The following is a 16334-nucleotide window of genomic DNA, read 5'->3' as shown; positions in this document are numbered from 1 at the left end:
GCCGACACCTACGTCTTTGGGCGCGGCTACGGCAACGACACCATCAGCGACTACGCAGAGAACGGCGTGCAGCGCGACACCGTGCGCTTGCTGGGCCTCACCCCGGCGGACATTCGCGTCACTGCGGATTACTCAGACAACCTCGTTTTCACCATCGTCGATACGGGCGAGACGCTGTCCGTGCCGCGCGGCGGCTACTGGTGGGGCCAGAACGGCGTCGGCCAGTACGTCTTCGACGACGGCACGGTGTGGAGCCACGACGACGCGCTGCGCGCCACCGTGGCCCAGGCCACCGAGGGCGACGACGCGATCCACGGCTCCAGCGCCGGGGACGCGATCGCCGGCCAGGCGGGCAATGACACGCTGATCGGTAACGGCGGTAACGACGTGATCGATGGCGGTGCGGGCAATGATCTCTTGATCGGCTCCACCGGCTGGAACTGGATATACGAGAACGGCAGCTATCGGGTCGAGCGCAATACCACGCCATCCATCGCCGCCAACGGCGACGACACCTATCTCTTTGGTCGTGGAGACGGCCAAGACACGGTGATCGATGGCGACACCACCGCCGGCAACAGCGATACCTTGCGCTTCAAGGAAGGCGTGGCGCCTGCGGACGTGAAGTTCAGCCGCAGCGGCGAGGATCTGGTGCTGGCGTGCAAAAGTCGGCGCTGGCGGGACGGCGAGGCAGCGAACACGACGTGGAGGGTGGCGGCATGAGCGGAAAACGTGGTCCCCGGTTGTTCGCTACGGTTGTTCGCTTGAGGCTTAACAGGCCGTTGAAAAAGTCGATGCGGGTTCAAAAAATGGTGATTTCGGGGGTGCCTCACCCCTTACCCACTCTTGAAAAATCGCTTGTAGGTCGTTCTGAAAGGTCGGCCTTTGGCAGTGCATCGTTCCTCGGGACTTTTTCAACGGCCTGTTAAGTTGAGAGGATTGAGTTTGGTGAAGGAGGATGTATGAGGAACTCGGCATGAAACGCTGGATTCTCGGCATTGCGTCGGCCGTGCTTCTAATTGGGGTCGGTGTAGTAAGTTTGGCGTGGTGGCGACCTGGATATTTATTTTTGGCTACTGCAACAATATCCCCAGAGTTCGCAGCGAGGTGGATGGTGAATTGGAGAGAAAGAATGGCAAAAAGCGCACCGGAACAGCAGAAAAGAAATCTGGAATCCGAAGTTATTCGCATTGAATTAGGAGGCCGCCGATACGACGTGCCAATGCGGTACAGCTACGGACAAGCGATTGAAAAACATGGCCGATGGCCAACAGCAAAACCTGAGCGTGTGAAAGTCGGGGCACTGACGCTAAGTATGCTTTTGCCGGACTTGAAACCCTATTTTCCGGAAGACGATGCACGTTGGAAGGTTAAGGGTCACGGCGACAGGCTGGAGGTGGATATCACCGAATCGGGTGGCACTCAAGGGTGGCTTCATCAATTAAGAGATAGGTATTTGAGAGGCGAGGAGCAATTCGCCACACGGATACCTGATGCCTTTGGGCTATATCGTTTTGCGGTTAAAGGCATGGAGGATGCCTATTTCCCGATTGGAGATGATTTGGAATTGACTATAAGCTGCGATCAAAAGCCAGAAAATCCAGATCAAAAAAATTTCTTCTCACCCAGCTGCAGGGTGAAATCAAACTACAAGACTGGCATTGCGCTTGAGTACACCTATGCCAGCAAATATTTGCCGGACTGGCGACAAATTGATGCAGGCCTCAAAACTCTCTTTGATCGTTTTGAGCAGGCTGCGGCGACAGAATCTGTCAAGGATGAGAAGTAATCATGGCACTCAGCATTACTCAACAGCAGCTCGCAATAGCACAGACTTACGCGGCTTCCGGCGATTATCAAGGGGGATGGCAATACCTTGCATCAATTGGCGACAACTACGCCGATAATGCTTATGTCGTGACCACCGGGAACGGACAAGGCTACTTCGATAATCTGATGCACCGCTTGGTCAAGAATTATTGGGATACGGTTGCTGGCCCTGACGCATACACCGAAAAGTTTGACAGTGTTGCTCGACAACACTTCCGGCAGTATGTACGTGACATTGCAAACAATCCTGGGAACAAGCTCCCTGATTCAAAGCAAATCGAGAAAAGCTACCGCGATGCAGTCACCGATCATGGGCTTCCGCCAAACACGGCCATTGATGGTGCCATCACCCAATCCTTCGGTGAGGCTTTTGACAGAATGTGGCCAGGGGAAAAGCATGAAGGTCTGGATTGGACCGATGGCCTTGGCATGGAAGATGAGCGTCAAGTTCCATCCGACGTCTACAACGACCTTGATTGGTGGGAATCATTCAAAGATTTGATCGGTAGTGGTTGGGATGCGTTCTGGGATCAACTCAAAAAAGACCTTCAGGACGCTTGGAAGGATGTCACCGATGGCCTCGATGATCTTGGCAAAGACATCAAAGACTGGTGGGACCGCGCCAAAAACTGGGTCTGGCCCCGCGACCCCATCCTCCTCGACCTCGACGGCGATGGCCTGGAGACGGTGGGACTCGCCAGCAACGTCTATTTCGACCACGACGGCGACGGCGTCCTCACCAAGACCGGCTGGGCGGGTGCGAACGACGCCCTGCTGGTGTGGGACAGAAACGGTAACGGCACCATCGACACCGGCGCGGAGTTGTTCGGCGACTTCACCGTACTGCCCAACGGCACCCTCGCCCCGAATGGATTTGCAGCCCTCGCCGCATTGGATGCGAATGGCGACGGCGTGATCGACGCCACCGACCCCGCCTTCGCAGAATTGAAGCTCTGGCGCGATATTTCGCAAGACGGCGTCTCGCAAGGCGGCGAACTCGTTTCGCTGGCGGACGCCGGCATCGTCAGCCTCAACCTCGCCCACAGCCTCAAGAACCAGCGCCTGGCCAACGGCAACACGCTCGCCCGCGAAGGGACATTCACCCGTGCCGACGGCTCAACGTCCGCCATGGGCGAATTCCGCCTCGCCACCGACACGTTCAACACCCGCTTCGCCGAACCGGTCGAAGTCCCCGAGCCCCTCAAAACCCTGCCCACCATGGGCGGCGCCGGCAACGTGCGCGAATTGCAGCAGGCCGCCGCCCAATCCAGCAGCCTCGCCGGTGTTCTCGCCCAGTTTCAGAACGCGGGCACGCGCGCCGAACAAAAAGCCCTGCTCGATCAACTCATCACCGCCTGGGCCGACACCTCCGGCATGGCGGGGAGCCTGGAAGCGCGGGCCGCAGGCAAATACCGCATCGTCTATGAAGCCTTCGGCAACGAGCGTCGTTCCAACAATATCGACACCGTGGCCTTCGCGGCGATCTCCTCCGCCAGCGTCGGTGGCGGCGCGGCGCTGCTGAGCGACTTTGGCGGAATGTATCTTTCCGAGCACTACCGCAACCTGATCAGCGAGTGGAGCAGGAAGCTGCACGTGCTCGAAGCCTTCAACGGCCAGTACTTTTTCAACCTGCCCGACGAGAAGCACCAGACCGACGGGGCCAACTGGGGCCTGGCCATCTTGGCGGCCTCGGGCGGTGGCGGCAGCAGTGGTGGCGCGGCGGCCGTCCTCGAAGCCCTGCCCACCCTGCGCGTGAACTTCTCGCAGGCCCAGCTCGACCTCTTGCAACAGGCCTACGACAGCCTGAAAGAAAGCGTTTACGCCAGCCTGGTGATGCAAACGCGCCTGAAACCCTACCTCGATGCCATCGAACTCGTCATCGACGAAGCAGGCATCCGGCTCGACGCCACCCGGCTCAACCGGATGCTGGCGGACAAGAAAGCCGCCGACCCGGAGAACTATCTGGCCGATCTTCTGGATCTGGACCGCTACGCCAACGGCTTCCTCTCCGGCACGAACTGGGTGGGGCTTGCCGACTTCGACACGCTGATTGAGACGCTCCCGCAGACGGCGGGCATCACGGCGCTGCTCGACGAGTTCAAGGTAAAGAGGCTGACTGAGGGTGACGACACCACCGGGCTCACAGACAAAGCCGACATCGTTCTCGCAGGCGACGGCCAGGACGCCCTCTTCGGTTACAACGGCAACGACCGGCTGTTCGGTCAAGACGGCGACGACCGCATCTACGGCGGCAGCGGCGACGACCTGATCTCCGGCGGCGCGGGCGACGACCTGCTCTATGGCGAATCCGGGGCCGACACCTACGTCTTTGGGCGCGGCTACGGCAACGACACCATCAGCGACTACGCAGAGAACGGCGTGCAGCGCGACACCGTGCGCTTGCTGGGCCTCACCCCGGCGGACATTCGCGTCACTGCGGATTACTCAGACAACCTCGTTTTCACCATCGTCGATACGGGCGAGACGCTGTCCGTGCCGCGCGGCGGCTGGTGGTGGGGCAGCAACGGCGTCGGCCAGTACGTCTTCGACGACGGCACGGTGTGGAGCCACGACGACGCGCTGCGCGCCACCGTGGCCGCGACGACCGAGGGCGACGACGTGATCCACGGCTCCAGCGCCGGGGACGCGATCGCCGGCCAGGCGGGCAATGACACGCTGATCGGTAACGGCGGTAACGACGTGATCGATGGCGGTGCGGGCAATGATCTCTTGATCGGCTCCACCGGCTGGAACTGGATATACGAGAACGGCAGCTATCGGGTCGAGCGCAATACCACGCCATCCATCGCCGCCAACGGCGACGACACCTATCTCTTTGGTCGTGGAGACGGCCAAGACACGGTGATCGATGGCGACACCACCGCCGGCAACAGCGATACCTTGCGTTTCAAGGAAGGCGTTCTGCCATCGGACGTGAAGCTCATCCGCAGCGGCAACGATCTGGTGCTGGCCATTCGCGATAGCGGCGACCGGGTGACGCTCAAGCAGTATTTCGATGAAGACTGGCGCGGGCAGAACGGCCCGTGGTTGATCGAACGGATTGCCTTTGCCGACGGCACGGTGCTGTCGTTTGCCGACGTGCAGGCCATTCTCTTTGCCGGCAGCGAAGATGCAGAAACCATCATCGGCTCAAGGGCGGCGGATGTGCTGACCGGCCAGGGCGGGGATGACGTGCTGCTCGGCGGCGCGGGCCGGGATATTCTGGACGGCGGCGCGGGCAACGATGTGCTGCGCGGCGGCGGTGTCATTGGCTGGGGTAATCAGGTCTACGACGGGAACGGTGAAGGCGACACCTACCGCTTCGGTCGGGGCGATGGGCACGACACGATCATCGAGGATTCCTGGCAGCAAAATGAGACCGACCGCATCGAGCTCAAGGCGGGTGTGCTGCCCTCCGATGTGCGGCTGGAGCGGGTGCGCACGGTCAACGGCTGGCAGGTCAGCGATGACCTGAAGATCACCATCCGCGACACCGGCGAGACGCTCATCGTCAAGAACCATTTCAACGAGAGCAACCGCTTCGCGGTGGAGGAAATCGTTTTTTCCGATGGCACGGTGTGGGATATGGAGGCGATCAAATCCCGCAGTCTGCTGGGCGAGGCCGGTGATGATGAATTGCGCGGCTTCAATGGGCGCGATGACGTGATCGTGGGCGGCGCGGGCAATGACGAACTCTTTGGCGGCGACGGCAACGACATCTTGATCGGCGGCGCGGGCAATGATTGGCTCGAAGGCGGCGCGGGTTCCGACACCTACCGCGTCACGCTGGGCGACGGGCAGGATGTAATCAACGAAGGCTACACCGCTGGCACGGACACGGTGGAGCTGGAGGCAGGCATCACCCCCGCCGATGTCACCGTGCGCTGGACGTTGCAAGGCGACATGGCCGTCACCCTGCCGGATGGCAGCCAACTCACCGTGCGCGGGCAGGCCGACACGTGGTCTACCGAGCGAGGGATCGAGCAACTGCGCTTTGCCGACGGCACGGTGTGGGATCGCACCGAACTGGCGGCACGGGCGCTGGCCGCCACATCGGGTGATGACGCGATCGTTGGCGGTTACCAGGACGACACGCTGGATGGCGGCGCCGGAAACGACCAGTTCCAAGACCTGGGCGGTTATGACACCTACCGCTTCGGTGCCGGCGATGGCCAAGACACCATTGCCGACAACTATGGCCGCGTGCTGTTCAAGCCCGGCATTGGCCAGAACGACATCACATTCAGCCGCGACGGCAACGACCTGATCGCCACCGTCACCGCGTCGGGCGACGCGGTGCGCATCAAGGAATGGCTCAACAGTTGGCAACGCATCGACCGCTTCGACTTCGACAACGGCGCAAGTCTGAACGTGAACGATGTGCTGGCCAAGCTCAATGTCAGCGAAGGCGCGGAAATCCTCTACGGCTCGCCGGACGAGGATACGTTGGCGGGCACCGAGAAGGACAGCGTGATCTATGGTCGCGAGGGCAACGACGTGCTCACTGGCGGCGCGGGGCGCGACCAGCTCTTCGGCGAAGCCGGTGATGACACACTGGATGGCGGCGCCGACCGCGACTCGCTCTACGGCGGCGCGGGTAACAACACCTACATCGTGGCTCCGGGCACAGGGCTGGACAACGCCATGGGCGCGAGCCTGGCGGTGGCCAACGACACCGTGGTCTTCGCGCCGGGCATCCGGCCCGAGGACGTGTCGGTGCAGTTGGGGGATGCGAGTTGGGGCGGCCAGGCGGGTGATGTCGGCTACACCAACCTGGTCATTGGCATCGGTGGCAACGACGCGCTGGTCGTGCGCACCGAGAACGGGGATGACCTGGGGCGTGGCGCCATTCAGCGTTTCCGCTTCGGCGATGGCACCGAATGGACGCTCTCCGACGTGATCGCCCGCGCCGATGGCGGCAAGATGGGCTGGCAGCAGCGCTATTGGGGCGACCCGACCACGATCCTCGGCAGCCAGGCCGATGACGACATTAACGACTACACCGGCCAGTCGGTCACCGTCCAGGCACGCGGCAACGACGACAACGTCTACCTGGCTGCCGGCAATGACATCGTCTCGGCTGGCAGCGGCAACGACAACGTGTACTCGGGTGCCGGCGACGATCTGGTCGCTGGTGAGGCGGGCGATGACCGCATCGACACCGGCGCGGGCGACGATGTGGTCGTCTTCAACCACGGCGACGGCCATGACCGGCTGACCACCGGCGAAGGCACGGACACGCTGTCCTTCGGTGCCACGGTTCTGCCTGCGATGCTTTCCGCCGCCTTGGACCCCGACGGACGGGTGGTATTGCTGATCGAAGGCGGTGCGGGCGGCTCGATCACGCTGGAGAACACCCGCATCGACAATCTGCCGGGCGATCTGGAACGCATCCAGTTCATCGATGCCGACGGGAAGACGCGCGTGTTCGACCTTGCGGGTTGGCTGCAGGCCAACACAGGCGCTTTGCTGTCGGCAACGATGGATGCGCCGCTGGCTTTTGAGGGCACGGGCTTTGAGTTGACCGGCACGGTGGCCCCGGCGGGCGGACTGGAGGCCGTGGCCTATGCGCAGTCCGGCGACCTGTTCGTCTCGGCCAATCTCGCCAACAACACCCCGACCGACGGCGACGACGTGCTCTACGGCACCGCCGATGGCGACACGCTGGACGCGGGCGCGGGCAACGACATCGCGCTGGGTCTGGCTGGCAATGACACGATCCTCGGCGGTGAGGGCAACGACCTGATTCACGGCGGCGACGGCGATGACGTGCTCGACGGCGGCGACGGGAACGATGTGATCTACGGCGGCTGGGGCGCGGACACGCTCACCGGCGGCACGGGCCGCGACGAACTCTTCGGCGAATGGGGTGGCGACACCTACGTGTATCAGCCTGGCCACGGTGAAGTGATCATCGACGACGACCACCGTGTGCTCAACTGGGGCTACGGCGGCGGTGAAGGCGGTTACGGTGGCGAATGGGCTTATGGTGACGAACTCGCTCGTGCGGCCGCCTGGGATGGCGGTGAAGGGGGCTATGGCGGCGGCTGGGACGGCGGCGAAGGCGGCGAAGGCGGCGAAGGCGGCTGGTGGTACGGCGGCGCCATCGTCGACGATGCGCCCAACATCCTCACCTTCGGCCCCGGCATTCGCCCCGAAGACCTGCGCTATTCGCAGCAGAATGGCGATCTGGTGATCGAGTTCGCCAACCAGCCCGGCGACCGGGTAATCCTGAAGGGCTTCGAGCCGAACCGGGCCACGCAGACCCGCTCGGTGGACATCATCCGCTTTGCCGATGGCACCGAGATCGTGGCCGAGAGCATCGAACCCACGGGCAAGACCGAAATGGCCGGTGATGAAGGCGGTTGGCTCGACGGTACGCCGTTTGCCGACACGCTGATCGGCGGCGACGGCGATGACGTGCTCAATGGCCAAGGCGGCGCGGACCGCCTGGTGGGCGGCGCGGGCTCGGACACCTACCGTATCCACAAGGACTGGGGCACTCGCCCGACCGAGACGCTGATTGCCGAGACCTGGCGCGAACAGGACACGAACCGCATCGAGATCACCGGCGAAATCAACGCCAACGACCTGCGCCTGGAATTCGACGGACGCGACCTGCTGCTGCGCCTGAACCAGGAAGGCGATGCCATCCGCTTTGCCGGATTCGACCCGCGCGCAGAGGGTATGCAGGCGCCGGTTTCGGAAATCAGTCTGCCCTGGTTGGGTGTCAACCTGTCGTTCGACGACCTGCTGGCACGTGGCGTGCGCATCATCGGCACACCCAACGACGACGAGCTAACCGGCACGGCACTCGCCGACTGGATCGAGGGTCGCGGGGCGGACGACACCCTGAGAGGCGGCGCGGGCGGGGACCTCTACCTCATCGACGCCGATGGCGGCACGGACACCATCATCGACAGCGAAGACGGCGATACACCCAACACGCTGGTGCTGCCCGAGGGCACGACGCTCGATGACGTACGCCTGTCTTTTGATGCCGAAGGCTTCCTGACCCTCGATCTCGACAACACCGGCAACCGTGTGCGTCTGTCGGGCTTCAACCCGCAGGACCCGTTGGGGCCGCGTGCCGTGGAGCGTTTCCGCTTCGGTATCGACGGCGACGAGATCGGCTACGAGGAACTGCTCGCGCGCGGTTTCGACATCGTTGGCACGATCGACGCCGACGCTCTCAAGGGAACCACGCTCACGGACCGCGTCCGGGGCGGCGACGGCAATGACCTGATCGAAGCCACGCCAGGCGATGATTGGTTGGCGGGTGAAGGCGGCAACGACACCTATGTGGTGCAGCTAGGCGACGGCATCGTCACGATCGACGACGTGGCGGAACAAGATGCGGGCAACGTGCTGCGCTTCGGCCCCGGCATCGATCCGAATGCGCTACGCAACAACCTGCGTTTCGAGGCGGACGGCAACGGCGGCCACGTCCTGCTCATTCCCTACGGGGACGACGGAGACTTGGTGCGCCTGACCGGTTTCAACCCGCAGGACGTGCTCGGCACCCACGCAGTGGAACGCTTCGAGTTCGCCGACGGCACGGCGGTGGATTACGCCACCCTTGTGTCCTGGACTTTCGTGGTCGAGGGCGACAATGCGGGTAACGCGCTGGAAGGCACCAACGTCGGCGACCGCCTCTACGGCTACGACGGCGACGATGTCATGGAATCTGGTGATGGCGAGGACGTGCTCACCGGCGGCTTGGGTAACGATGTCTTGCGTGGCGGTGCCCAGCGTGACGCCTACGTGGTCAATCTGGGTGATGGCGAAGACATCATCGAAGATGACCTCGATGCGGGTGTCGGCAATGTGCTCACTTTCGGCGAAGGCATCGCCCGCGAAGACGTGCGGCTGGAAGTAGACGGCGATGACTTGCTCATCCATTACGGCTCGGGCGGCGACGTGGTGCGGGTGAGCAACTACGCCCCGGATGGCGCATCGGGCGGCACGGTGATCGACACCTTCGAGTTCGCCGACGGCACCGCCGTCACGCTGCGTGAGTTCATGAACCGCGCGCCGGAAGTTGCTAACCCCATCGACGATCAGGTGGCGCTCGAAGATGCTGCCTTCAGTCTGGTGCTGCCCGACGACCTGTTCATCGACGCCGATGGCGACGATATCCTGACGCGGGTGACGGTTTCGGGTTACACGACGCTGCCGGACTGGCTGCAGTACGACGCGGCCACGCGCACCTTGTTCGGTACGCCGGACAACGACGACGTGGGTGAATTTGACGTCATCGTGCAAGGCATGGACGCCCTGGGCGCATCAAGTTTGCACAGTTTCCATGTCACGGTGCAAAACACCAATGACGCCCCCGAAGTCGGCACGCCCCTGTCCGACCTGCGCGCCCTGGAAGACAGCGCCTTCAGCTTCACGCTGCCTGCTGGCAGCTTCCGTGATGTCGACATAGGCGATGAGCTCGCCTACACGGCCACGCTGGCCAACGGCGATCCACTGCCCGATTGGCTGAGCTTCGACGCCCAGACCGGTACGTTCTCGGGCACCCCGGCCAACGGCGATGTGGGCAGCGTCTCCGTACGCCTGACTGCAACGGACTTGGCCGGAGCACAAGTCAGCCAGACCTTCGCCATCGAGGTGGCCAATGTCAACGACGCGCCCGAGGTGGGCGTGTTGCTTGGCAACCAGAGCGGCCGCGTCGGTCAGCCCACCCGCTGGCAACTGCCCGAGGGCGCTTTTGTCGATGTCGATGCGGGCGATGTGCTGAGCTACTCGGCCACGCTTGCCGACGGCAGTGCCCTGCCCGGGTGGCTCACCTTCGATGCCGCCACCGGCAGCTTCAGCGGCACCCCAGCCACGGCGGGCAACTACGTCCTGCGGGTCACCGCCACCGACCTGGCGGGTGCTTCGGCCAGCCAGAGCTTCACCCTGGTGGTCGAATCGGGCGGCGGCAACCAGGCACCGGTCACGGCGCCGGATACGGCAACCGTCATCGAAGATCGCAAGCTGCTGGCCTGGGGCAATGTGCTCGCCAACGACCGCGATCCGGAAGGCAAGCGCCTGCGCGTGGCCGACCCCGGTATCCGGCGCGGCGAATACGGCGTGCTGACCCTGCTGTCCAATGGCACCTACGCCTACGTGCTCGACGATTGCTCGTCCAAGGTGCAGGGCTTGGGTGCGGGCGAGACGGTCACGGAGACCTTCAATTACCTGGCCAGTGACGGCACGCAGCGTAGCAACGGCGCATTGACGGTGACCGTACAGGGCACCAACGACATGCCCGATCTGGTTCGCTGCCTGAGTGATGTGCAACTCGCCAAGGGCAAGGCCTTCTCATGGCAGATGCCCGCAGGCAGCTTCCGTGACGCCGACCGCAACGACACGCTGAGCTACGCGGCCACCCTGTCCAACGGCAAGCCGCTGCCCAGTTGGCTCAAGTTCGACGCCGCCACGCAGACGTTCAGCGGCACGGCGCCTACAGGTTCGACCGCCGCCATCGACGTCAAGGTGGTGGCCAGCGACGGCCATGGGGTGTGCTCGACGGCCTCCGACGTGTTCCGCATCAGCGTCGGCAACAAGACGGTGCTACCCGCCGCCAGCAAGGGCAACGAAGGCGTGGGCAACGGCGCGGACGCACCGCCGCCCGGACACAGCGCCAACATCAATGACGGCGCGGGCACCGGGCCCGGCAATCCCGGCGGCAGCAAGGGCAAGCAGGATGACCTGCTCGAGCGCTTCCTCGATGGCTTCAAGGCCGATGCCAAGGCGGTGAACCAAAATCCTTTGCCCAGCCTGGATGCCGGATGGTTCGATCGCTGGCTGTCGCCATCCGTGCCCTCCCAAGGGCAGGCACCGTCCCCGAGCAACAGCCAGGCGGTCGAAGCCCACTGGCAGCACCTGCTGCAGGCATTGAACAGGCTCGATGCCGAACGGCAAGGGGCGGCGCAGTGGCTGGGCAAGGGCCAGGGTGCCGACCTCTCGGGGCTGGTGGGGCTGCTCTCTGGCAACGCGGCGATGCTGCGCACCCATGGCGACGCCGTGGGGCTGGCCGCCGGCACCCAGCTCAAGGGCTTTGCCGGCCTGAAGGAAGGCGTCACGGCCTTGCGCTGCTGCCCCCCATGCCGCGCGTTCTGATCGCGTGGGAGCTGGGCGAGGCCTTCGGTCACCTCGCCCGGTGCCTGCGGCTGGCGCAAGGGCTCATGGCCCGCGGGCACGGGGTGACCCTGGCGCTCAAGGACGTGCGGCTACCCGCCGGACAGCGCCCGGCACCCGGCATCACCGTGCTGCCCGCGCCCCTGACCCCACAGGCGGGCACGGGCAGCAGCCCACCAGTGAACTACGCCGATGTGCTGCGCGTCAGCGGTTTTGCCGAAGCGCAGGACGTGGTCGCTCGGCTCAACGCCTGGCGGGGGATTTTGACCTTGGCCCAGCCTGACGTGCTGGTCGCCGACCATGCGCCGACGGCCTTGCTGGCGGCACGGCTTGCCAATATTCCCCATCTGTCCATCGGCAACGGCTTTGCGATCCCTCCGGCTGTTTCTCCCTGGCCGTCGATCCGGCCCTGGGAGGCGGTGTCCGATCAGGCGCTCATGGCTGCCGAGGAAAGGCTCGACCGGGTGCTGGAGGCCGCGCAGAAAGCACTGGGCCATGCAAGCGCAGTGCGTATGCGCGACTTGTTTGGTGCCCACGACATCCTGGACACTTTTGCCGAACTCGACCACTACGGCGCGCGGCCGGATGGGCGCTATGTCGGGCCCATCGTCTCGGTGCCCCAAGCCTTGCGTGTTGGCTGGCAAAACCGCGAGGGTTGCAGGGTACTGGCCTACCTGCGTCCTGCTGTACCGGGCTTCGAATCGATCTTGCAGGCGCTCGCCCGGTTGGATGCAGAGGTGCTGTGCATCGCGCCCGGGATACGCCCCGAGGCAGCGAAACGGTGCGCGACGCGGCGTTTGCGCATTGCACTCGCACCGATCGATCTGTCTCTTTTGCTTCCACATGCCGATCTGGCGCTCGGCTACGGCAACAGTGGCTTCTCGACCCAGGCACTGCTCGCAGGCGTGCCCTTGGCGATGCGGCCTCGGCATGTCGAGCAGACACTTTTTGCGCATCGGGTGGAGGAACTGGGTGCGGGCAAGTTGCTCAGTGGCCGCATCGATGTGGACAGCGTCACCACATCATTGCAGGAACTGCTCGGCAACCCGACGTATCGGCAGGCCGCCCGCGCGTTCCGGGATCGTCATGCCGATTACTCGCCCAGCGAGGCCATCGAACAAAGCCTGTTCGCCATCGAGCGCGCGATGCTTGAAGGCTGGAACACTGACCGTACCCGCAAGACCCCAGAACCACAAGAGAGTCCCCCGGCATGCTTGCATTGAAATCCCTCCTCCAGCAGGCCCACAGCGACCCGCTGGATTTCCATCCTCCGCTCGTCCGTTTGCAACACCGCGCGCCCAATCCGCAGGGGCGGCGGGTGCTGTGGGCCATCCTGGCGCTGGTCGCCTTTCTCATCGTCTGGGCGTTGCTGGGACGGCTGGACATCGTGGCAGTGGCCGACGGCAAACTCGTGCCCGCCAGCTATCTCAAGATCGTGCAGCCCTCGGAAGCGGGCATCGTCAAGGACATCCTGGTGCGCGAGGGCGAGACGGTGCGTGCCGGTCAGGTGCTCATGCGCATGGATGCGCTGATCACCGAGGCGGATCTCGAGGCCATCGCCGCCGAATACGCCCGCAAGCAACTTCAACTGGCCCGCATTGATGCGGAGCTCACCGGCAAGCCCTTTGAGCCGGACGTTCAGGCACCGGCGGCGCTGTTGCGCGAGACCGCCGCCCAATACCAGGCCAACCGCGATGCCCTGGCCGCCGCCTTGGCCGAGGAACGCAGCCGCCTGGCCAAGGCGCAGCAGGAGCTGGCCGCCGCCCGCCAGCAGAAGGAGAGACTGGAATCGGTGCTGCCCCACTACCGCGAGCAGGACAAGGCCTACGAGAAGCTGGTCAAAGACGGCTTTGCCGGAACCTTGACGGGCTCGGACAAGCGCCGCGAGCGCATCGAAAAGGAACAGGAGCTGAAGACGCAAAAGCACCTGATCGCCTCCGCCCAGGCCAGCATCGACCAGTCGCTCAAAAAACTCAAGCAGATCGAGGCGGACTATCTGCGGCAGCTGCACGCCGAGCGCAATGAGGCGCGGGCACAAATCGACAAGCTGGCCAAGGAACTGGAGAAGCAGCAGCACCGGCGCGCGCTGCTGGAACTCAAAGCCCCGCAGGACGGGGTGATCAAGGACCTGGCCACCCACACCGCCGGCACCGTGGTGCAGCCGGGTACCGTGCTGGCCAGCCTCGTGCCTCGCGAAGAAAAGCTCAAGGCCGAGGTCTGGGTCTCCAACGAGGACATCGGCTTCGTGCGGCCGGGACTGACGGTCAAGCTCAAGTTCGCCACCTATCCCTTCCAGAAGTACGGCATGGGACAGGGCACCGTCGAGCACGTGAGTGCCGATGCCCAGAGCGAGGAAGAAGCCCGAGACCAGGGGCTGGCGGGCGGCCAGCGGCCGCTGCGCTACAAAGCCCTGGTGGCGCTCGACGCAAACGCGCTGGAGATGGATGGGGTGCAGTATCCCTTGTCGGTGGGCATGCAGACCACGGCGGAAATCCTGCTGGGCGACCGTACGGTGGCGGAGTACCTGCTCTCACCCGTGAAAAAAGCCTGGCACGAGGCCGGTCGAGAGCGATGAGCAATGCCCGACGGCCGTCGTCACTGACGGAGGCACTGTCCAGCCAGGTACACGGCATCCGCTGGCCTGCCGTGGTGGGAGCACGCGATGCCGCCGTGCTGGCCTTGCTGTTCCAGATGGAAAGCACCCAGTGGATGTCATCCGAGGCGCTGCGGGAACGACAGGATCGGCAGCTGGGTGCGCTGCTCGACCACGCGCGCCGCCACTGCGCCTTCTATCGCGAGCGCCTACCCAACGACCTGGCCCGTTGGCACGAGATTCCGTTGCTGACGCGCACCGATCTGCAAACGCAGGCCGATGGCCTACGGGCCACCACCTATCCACGCGCCCACGGCAAGACCTTCGACATCGCGACGGGCGGCTCCACCACTGAACCCGTCACGGTACGGCGCACGGCGCTCACCCAATTGCTCTGGCAGACGGCGACCTTGCGCGATCATCTCTGGCACCGGCGCGATCTCTCGGCGACCATGGCCATCATCCGCCAGTTCCCGCAGCCAGTGGATGAAACCAAGCCGGGCACATAGACGGGAACCTCCTTGATGATGGTGTCGCCCTTCGCTCTGACGACGCGGATGCGGTCGACGTACTGGGTGACGACCTTGACGATGGCTTGCGCCTGTCGTTCGCGGACGGCGACGGTCTGTAGGGCTTGTTGCTGGATGGCGGCATCCCATTGCGCTTGGACGTGGCTCGCACCCTTGATCCAGCCAAAGCCGACTAGGGCGACGCCGAGCGCTGCCAGGGCCAGCAGCCGGTACGGCCACGGAATCACGCTCACGATGCCTCCCCGATGCACTGCCGGTATTCGGCTTCTCGCCGTGTAGCGAGCCCACCGCACAGCCGCGCGTTGGTGGGCAGCGCGCAGTCCTTGCCCTGGAAGAAGCGCCAGCGCAGCAGCTCGGCGCAGGCTCCCGCGTAGTCCTCGGCGTTGAGTTTTCTAACCAGCTTGGACTGGCAGAACGCGCGGCTGCCGACGTTGTAGGAAAAGCTCACCAGCGCGTCGTACGCGTGCTGGGCCAGGGGCACGGTCACGCATTGCTTGAGCGCCCCCTCGAATTGCTGCACGTCGGTAAGTGCCCGAGCCAGCGCCTTTGGCGGCGTGGTGGTGTCGCCCAGCTTCACCCCAGTGGTGGTGCCGAAACCAATGGTCGGTACATCGCCCTTGACGGGGATCACTGCACGGTCGGTGTAGCCCTCGTGCAGCACGATGCCAACTAGGGCGGCAGCGGACAGCGTCAGTCCGGCCACCGTCCTGCGCATCGCTTGTGATGGTGGCCGGGTCATCGGTGCATCTCCGGCTGAGCCACGATGCGAGCTACGGTTGCGCCGATGCTGGCGGCAAAGGCCAGCAGCACGAACGCGCCGCGCGGTAGTACGTCCCCGAACAGCGGCACCACGACTTCCGCCGCCGTGAAGGCAGCGGCCAGCAGCGAGAAGCGGATGCTCCAGGCCCGTCGCAACACGCGCTGCCAGTCGTCCAGAAGGCAGATCTTCGGCTTGGCAGTCATTGCACGCCTCCCATCAGTTTCAATTTGATGGCGGCCCCCACCAGCAGCGCGGCCAGGATGCCGGTGGTTACGACCTTGATGGTGGTCTGCCACGCCGTGCGGCGGGCATCTCGCCACGCTTCCAGCAGATCGCGCAGTTCGCGGATGTCCTTCGCGGCACTGCCGTTCTCCAGCCCGAGATGGGCAAGGCAAGGCAAGGCAAGGCAAGGCAAGGCAACGCTCGGCTCCGCGTTCGGCAGCCCGGTCGAGCAGATCGTCAAAGTCCTCGCGGCGCAAGAGGAGCATGT

8 protein-coding genes and 2 pseudogenes are annotated in these 16334 nt (G+C 64.1%); 6 read left to right on the top strand and 4 right to left on the bottom strand.

Annotation, left to right across the window (positions count from 1 at the left end; all coding sequences use genetic code 11):
* From F7P80_RS11595 to F7P80_RS11505, 6 genes are all read left to right on the top strand, one after another.
* On the top strand, window positions 1-723 hold a 723-nt coding region (locus F7P80_RS11595), incomplete at its 5' end, for a calcium-binding protein (RefSeq protein ID WP_282959034.1).
* A 253-nt stretch (window positions 724-976) separates the two neighbouring features.
* On the top strand, window positions 977-1789 hold the full coding sequence (locus tag F7P80_RS11590; protein ID WP_151044879.1) for a hypothetical protein: 813 nt from the start codon (window positions 977-979) through the stop codon (window positions 1787-1789).
* 2 nt (window positions 1790-1791) lie between these two features.
* The gene (locus F7P80_RS17315; RefSeq protein ID WP_211372024.1) at window positions 1792-11943 is read left to right on the top strand and encodes a putative Ig domain-containing protein; all 10152 of its coding nucleotides are present in this window, start codon (window positions 1792-1794) and stop codon (window positions 11941-11943) included.
* On the top strand, window positions 11928-13184 hold the full coding sequence (locus F7P80_RS11515) for a glycosyltransferase (RefSeq protein ID WP_058879669.1): 1257 nt from the start codon (window positions 11928-11930) through the stop codon (window positions 13182-13184). The genes F7P80_RS17315 and F7P80_RS11515 overlap by 16 nt, the downstream gene beginning before the upstream one ends.
* Window positions 13172-14536 (top strand): HlyD family type I secretion periplasmic adaptor subunit, encoded by a 1365-nt coding sequence (locus F7P80_RS11510; protein ID WP_054066615.1) that lies wholly within the window; start codon window positions 13172-13174, stop codon window positions 14534-14536. The genes F7P80_RS11515 and F7P80_RS11510 overlap by 13 nt, the downstream gene beginning before the upstream one ends.
* The gene (locus F7P80_RS11505; protein WP_054066616.1) at window positions 14533-15063 is read left to right on the top strand and encodes a phenylacetate--CoA ligase family protein; all 531 of its coding nucleotides are present in this window, start codon (window positions 14533-14535) and stop codon (window positions 15061-15063) included. The genes F7P80_RS11510 and F7P80_RS11505 overlap by 4 nt, the downstream gene beginning before the upstream one ends.
* Here F7P80_RS11505 and F7P80_RS11500 read toward each other — a convergent pair.
* The 4 genes and pseudogenes from F7P80_RS11500 to F7P80_RS11485 all read right to left on the bottom strand — a co-directional run.
* Window positions 15057-15317, bottom strand: a pseudogene (locus F7P80_RS11500) (hypothetical protein); the annotation flags it as partial. The gene F7P80_RS11505 and the pseudogene F7P80_RS11500 overlap by 7 nt on opposite strands.
* Window positions 15314-15823, bottom strand: a complete 510-nt coding sequence (locus F7P80_RS11495) for a lysozyme (protein ID WP_054066617.1) — start codon at window positions 15821-15823, stop codon at window positions 15314-15316. The pseudogene F7P80_RS11500 and the gene F7P80_RS11495, both read right to left, overlap by 4 nt.
* Window positions 15820-16047, bottom strand: a complete 228-nt coding sequence (locus F7P80_RS11490; RefSeq protein WP_054066618.1) for a DUF7940 domain-containing protein — start codon at window positions 16045-16047, stop codon at window positions 15820-15822. Before F7P80_RS11490 ends, F7P80_RS11495 begins: the two co-directional genes overlap by 4 nt.
* Window positions 16044-16332, bottom strand: a pseudogene (locus tag F7P80_RS11485) (DUF6127 family protein). Before F7P80_RS11485 ends, F7P80_RS11490 begins: the two are co-directional and overlap by 4 nt.
* Window positions 16333-16334: the final 2 nt, after the last annotated feature.

The organism is Comamonas kerstersii, from assembly GCF_008801935.1.
Lineage (GTDB): Bacteria > Pseudomonadota > Gammaproteobacteria > Burkholderiales > Burkholderiaceae_C > Comamonas > Comamonas kerstersii.
The sequence above is the reverse complement of the archived record's forward strand: the minus strand, read 5'-3'. Positions and strand labels throughout refer to the sequence as shown.

What these genes read in the sequence shown, in the direction of transcription:
- F7P80_RS11590 (WP_151044879.1), top strand. Translation starts at nt 977, where the DNA reads ATGAAACGCTGGATTCTCGGCATTGCGTCGGCCGTGCTTCTAATTGGG.
- F7P80_RS17315 (WP_211372024.1), top strand. Translation starts at nt 1,792, where the DNA reads ATGGCACTCAGCATTACTCAACAGCAGCTCGCAATAGCACAGACTTAC.
- F7P80_RS11515 (WP_058879669.1), top strand. Translation starts at nt 11,928, where the DNA reads ATGCCGCGCGTTCTGATCGCGTGGGAGCTGGGCGAGGCCTTCGGTCAC.
- F7P80_RS11510 (WP_054066615.1), top strand. Translation starts at nt 13,172, where the DNA reads ATGCTTGCATTGAAATCCCTCCTCCAGCAGGCCCACAGCGACCCGCTG.
- F7P80_RS11505 (WP_054066616.1), top strand. Translation starts at nt 14,533, where the DNA reads ATGAGCAATGCCCGACGGCCGTCGTCACTGACGGAGGCACTGTCCAGC.
- F7P80_RS11495 (WP_054066617.1), bottom strand. Translation starts at nt 15,823, where the DNA reads ATGACCCGGCCACCATCACAAGCGATGCGCAGGACGGTGGCCGGACTG.
- F7P80_RS11490 (WP_054066618.1), bottom strand. Translation starts at nt 16,047, where the DNA reads ATGACTGCCAAGCCGAAGATCTGCCTTCTGGACGACTGGCAGCGCGTG.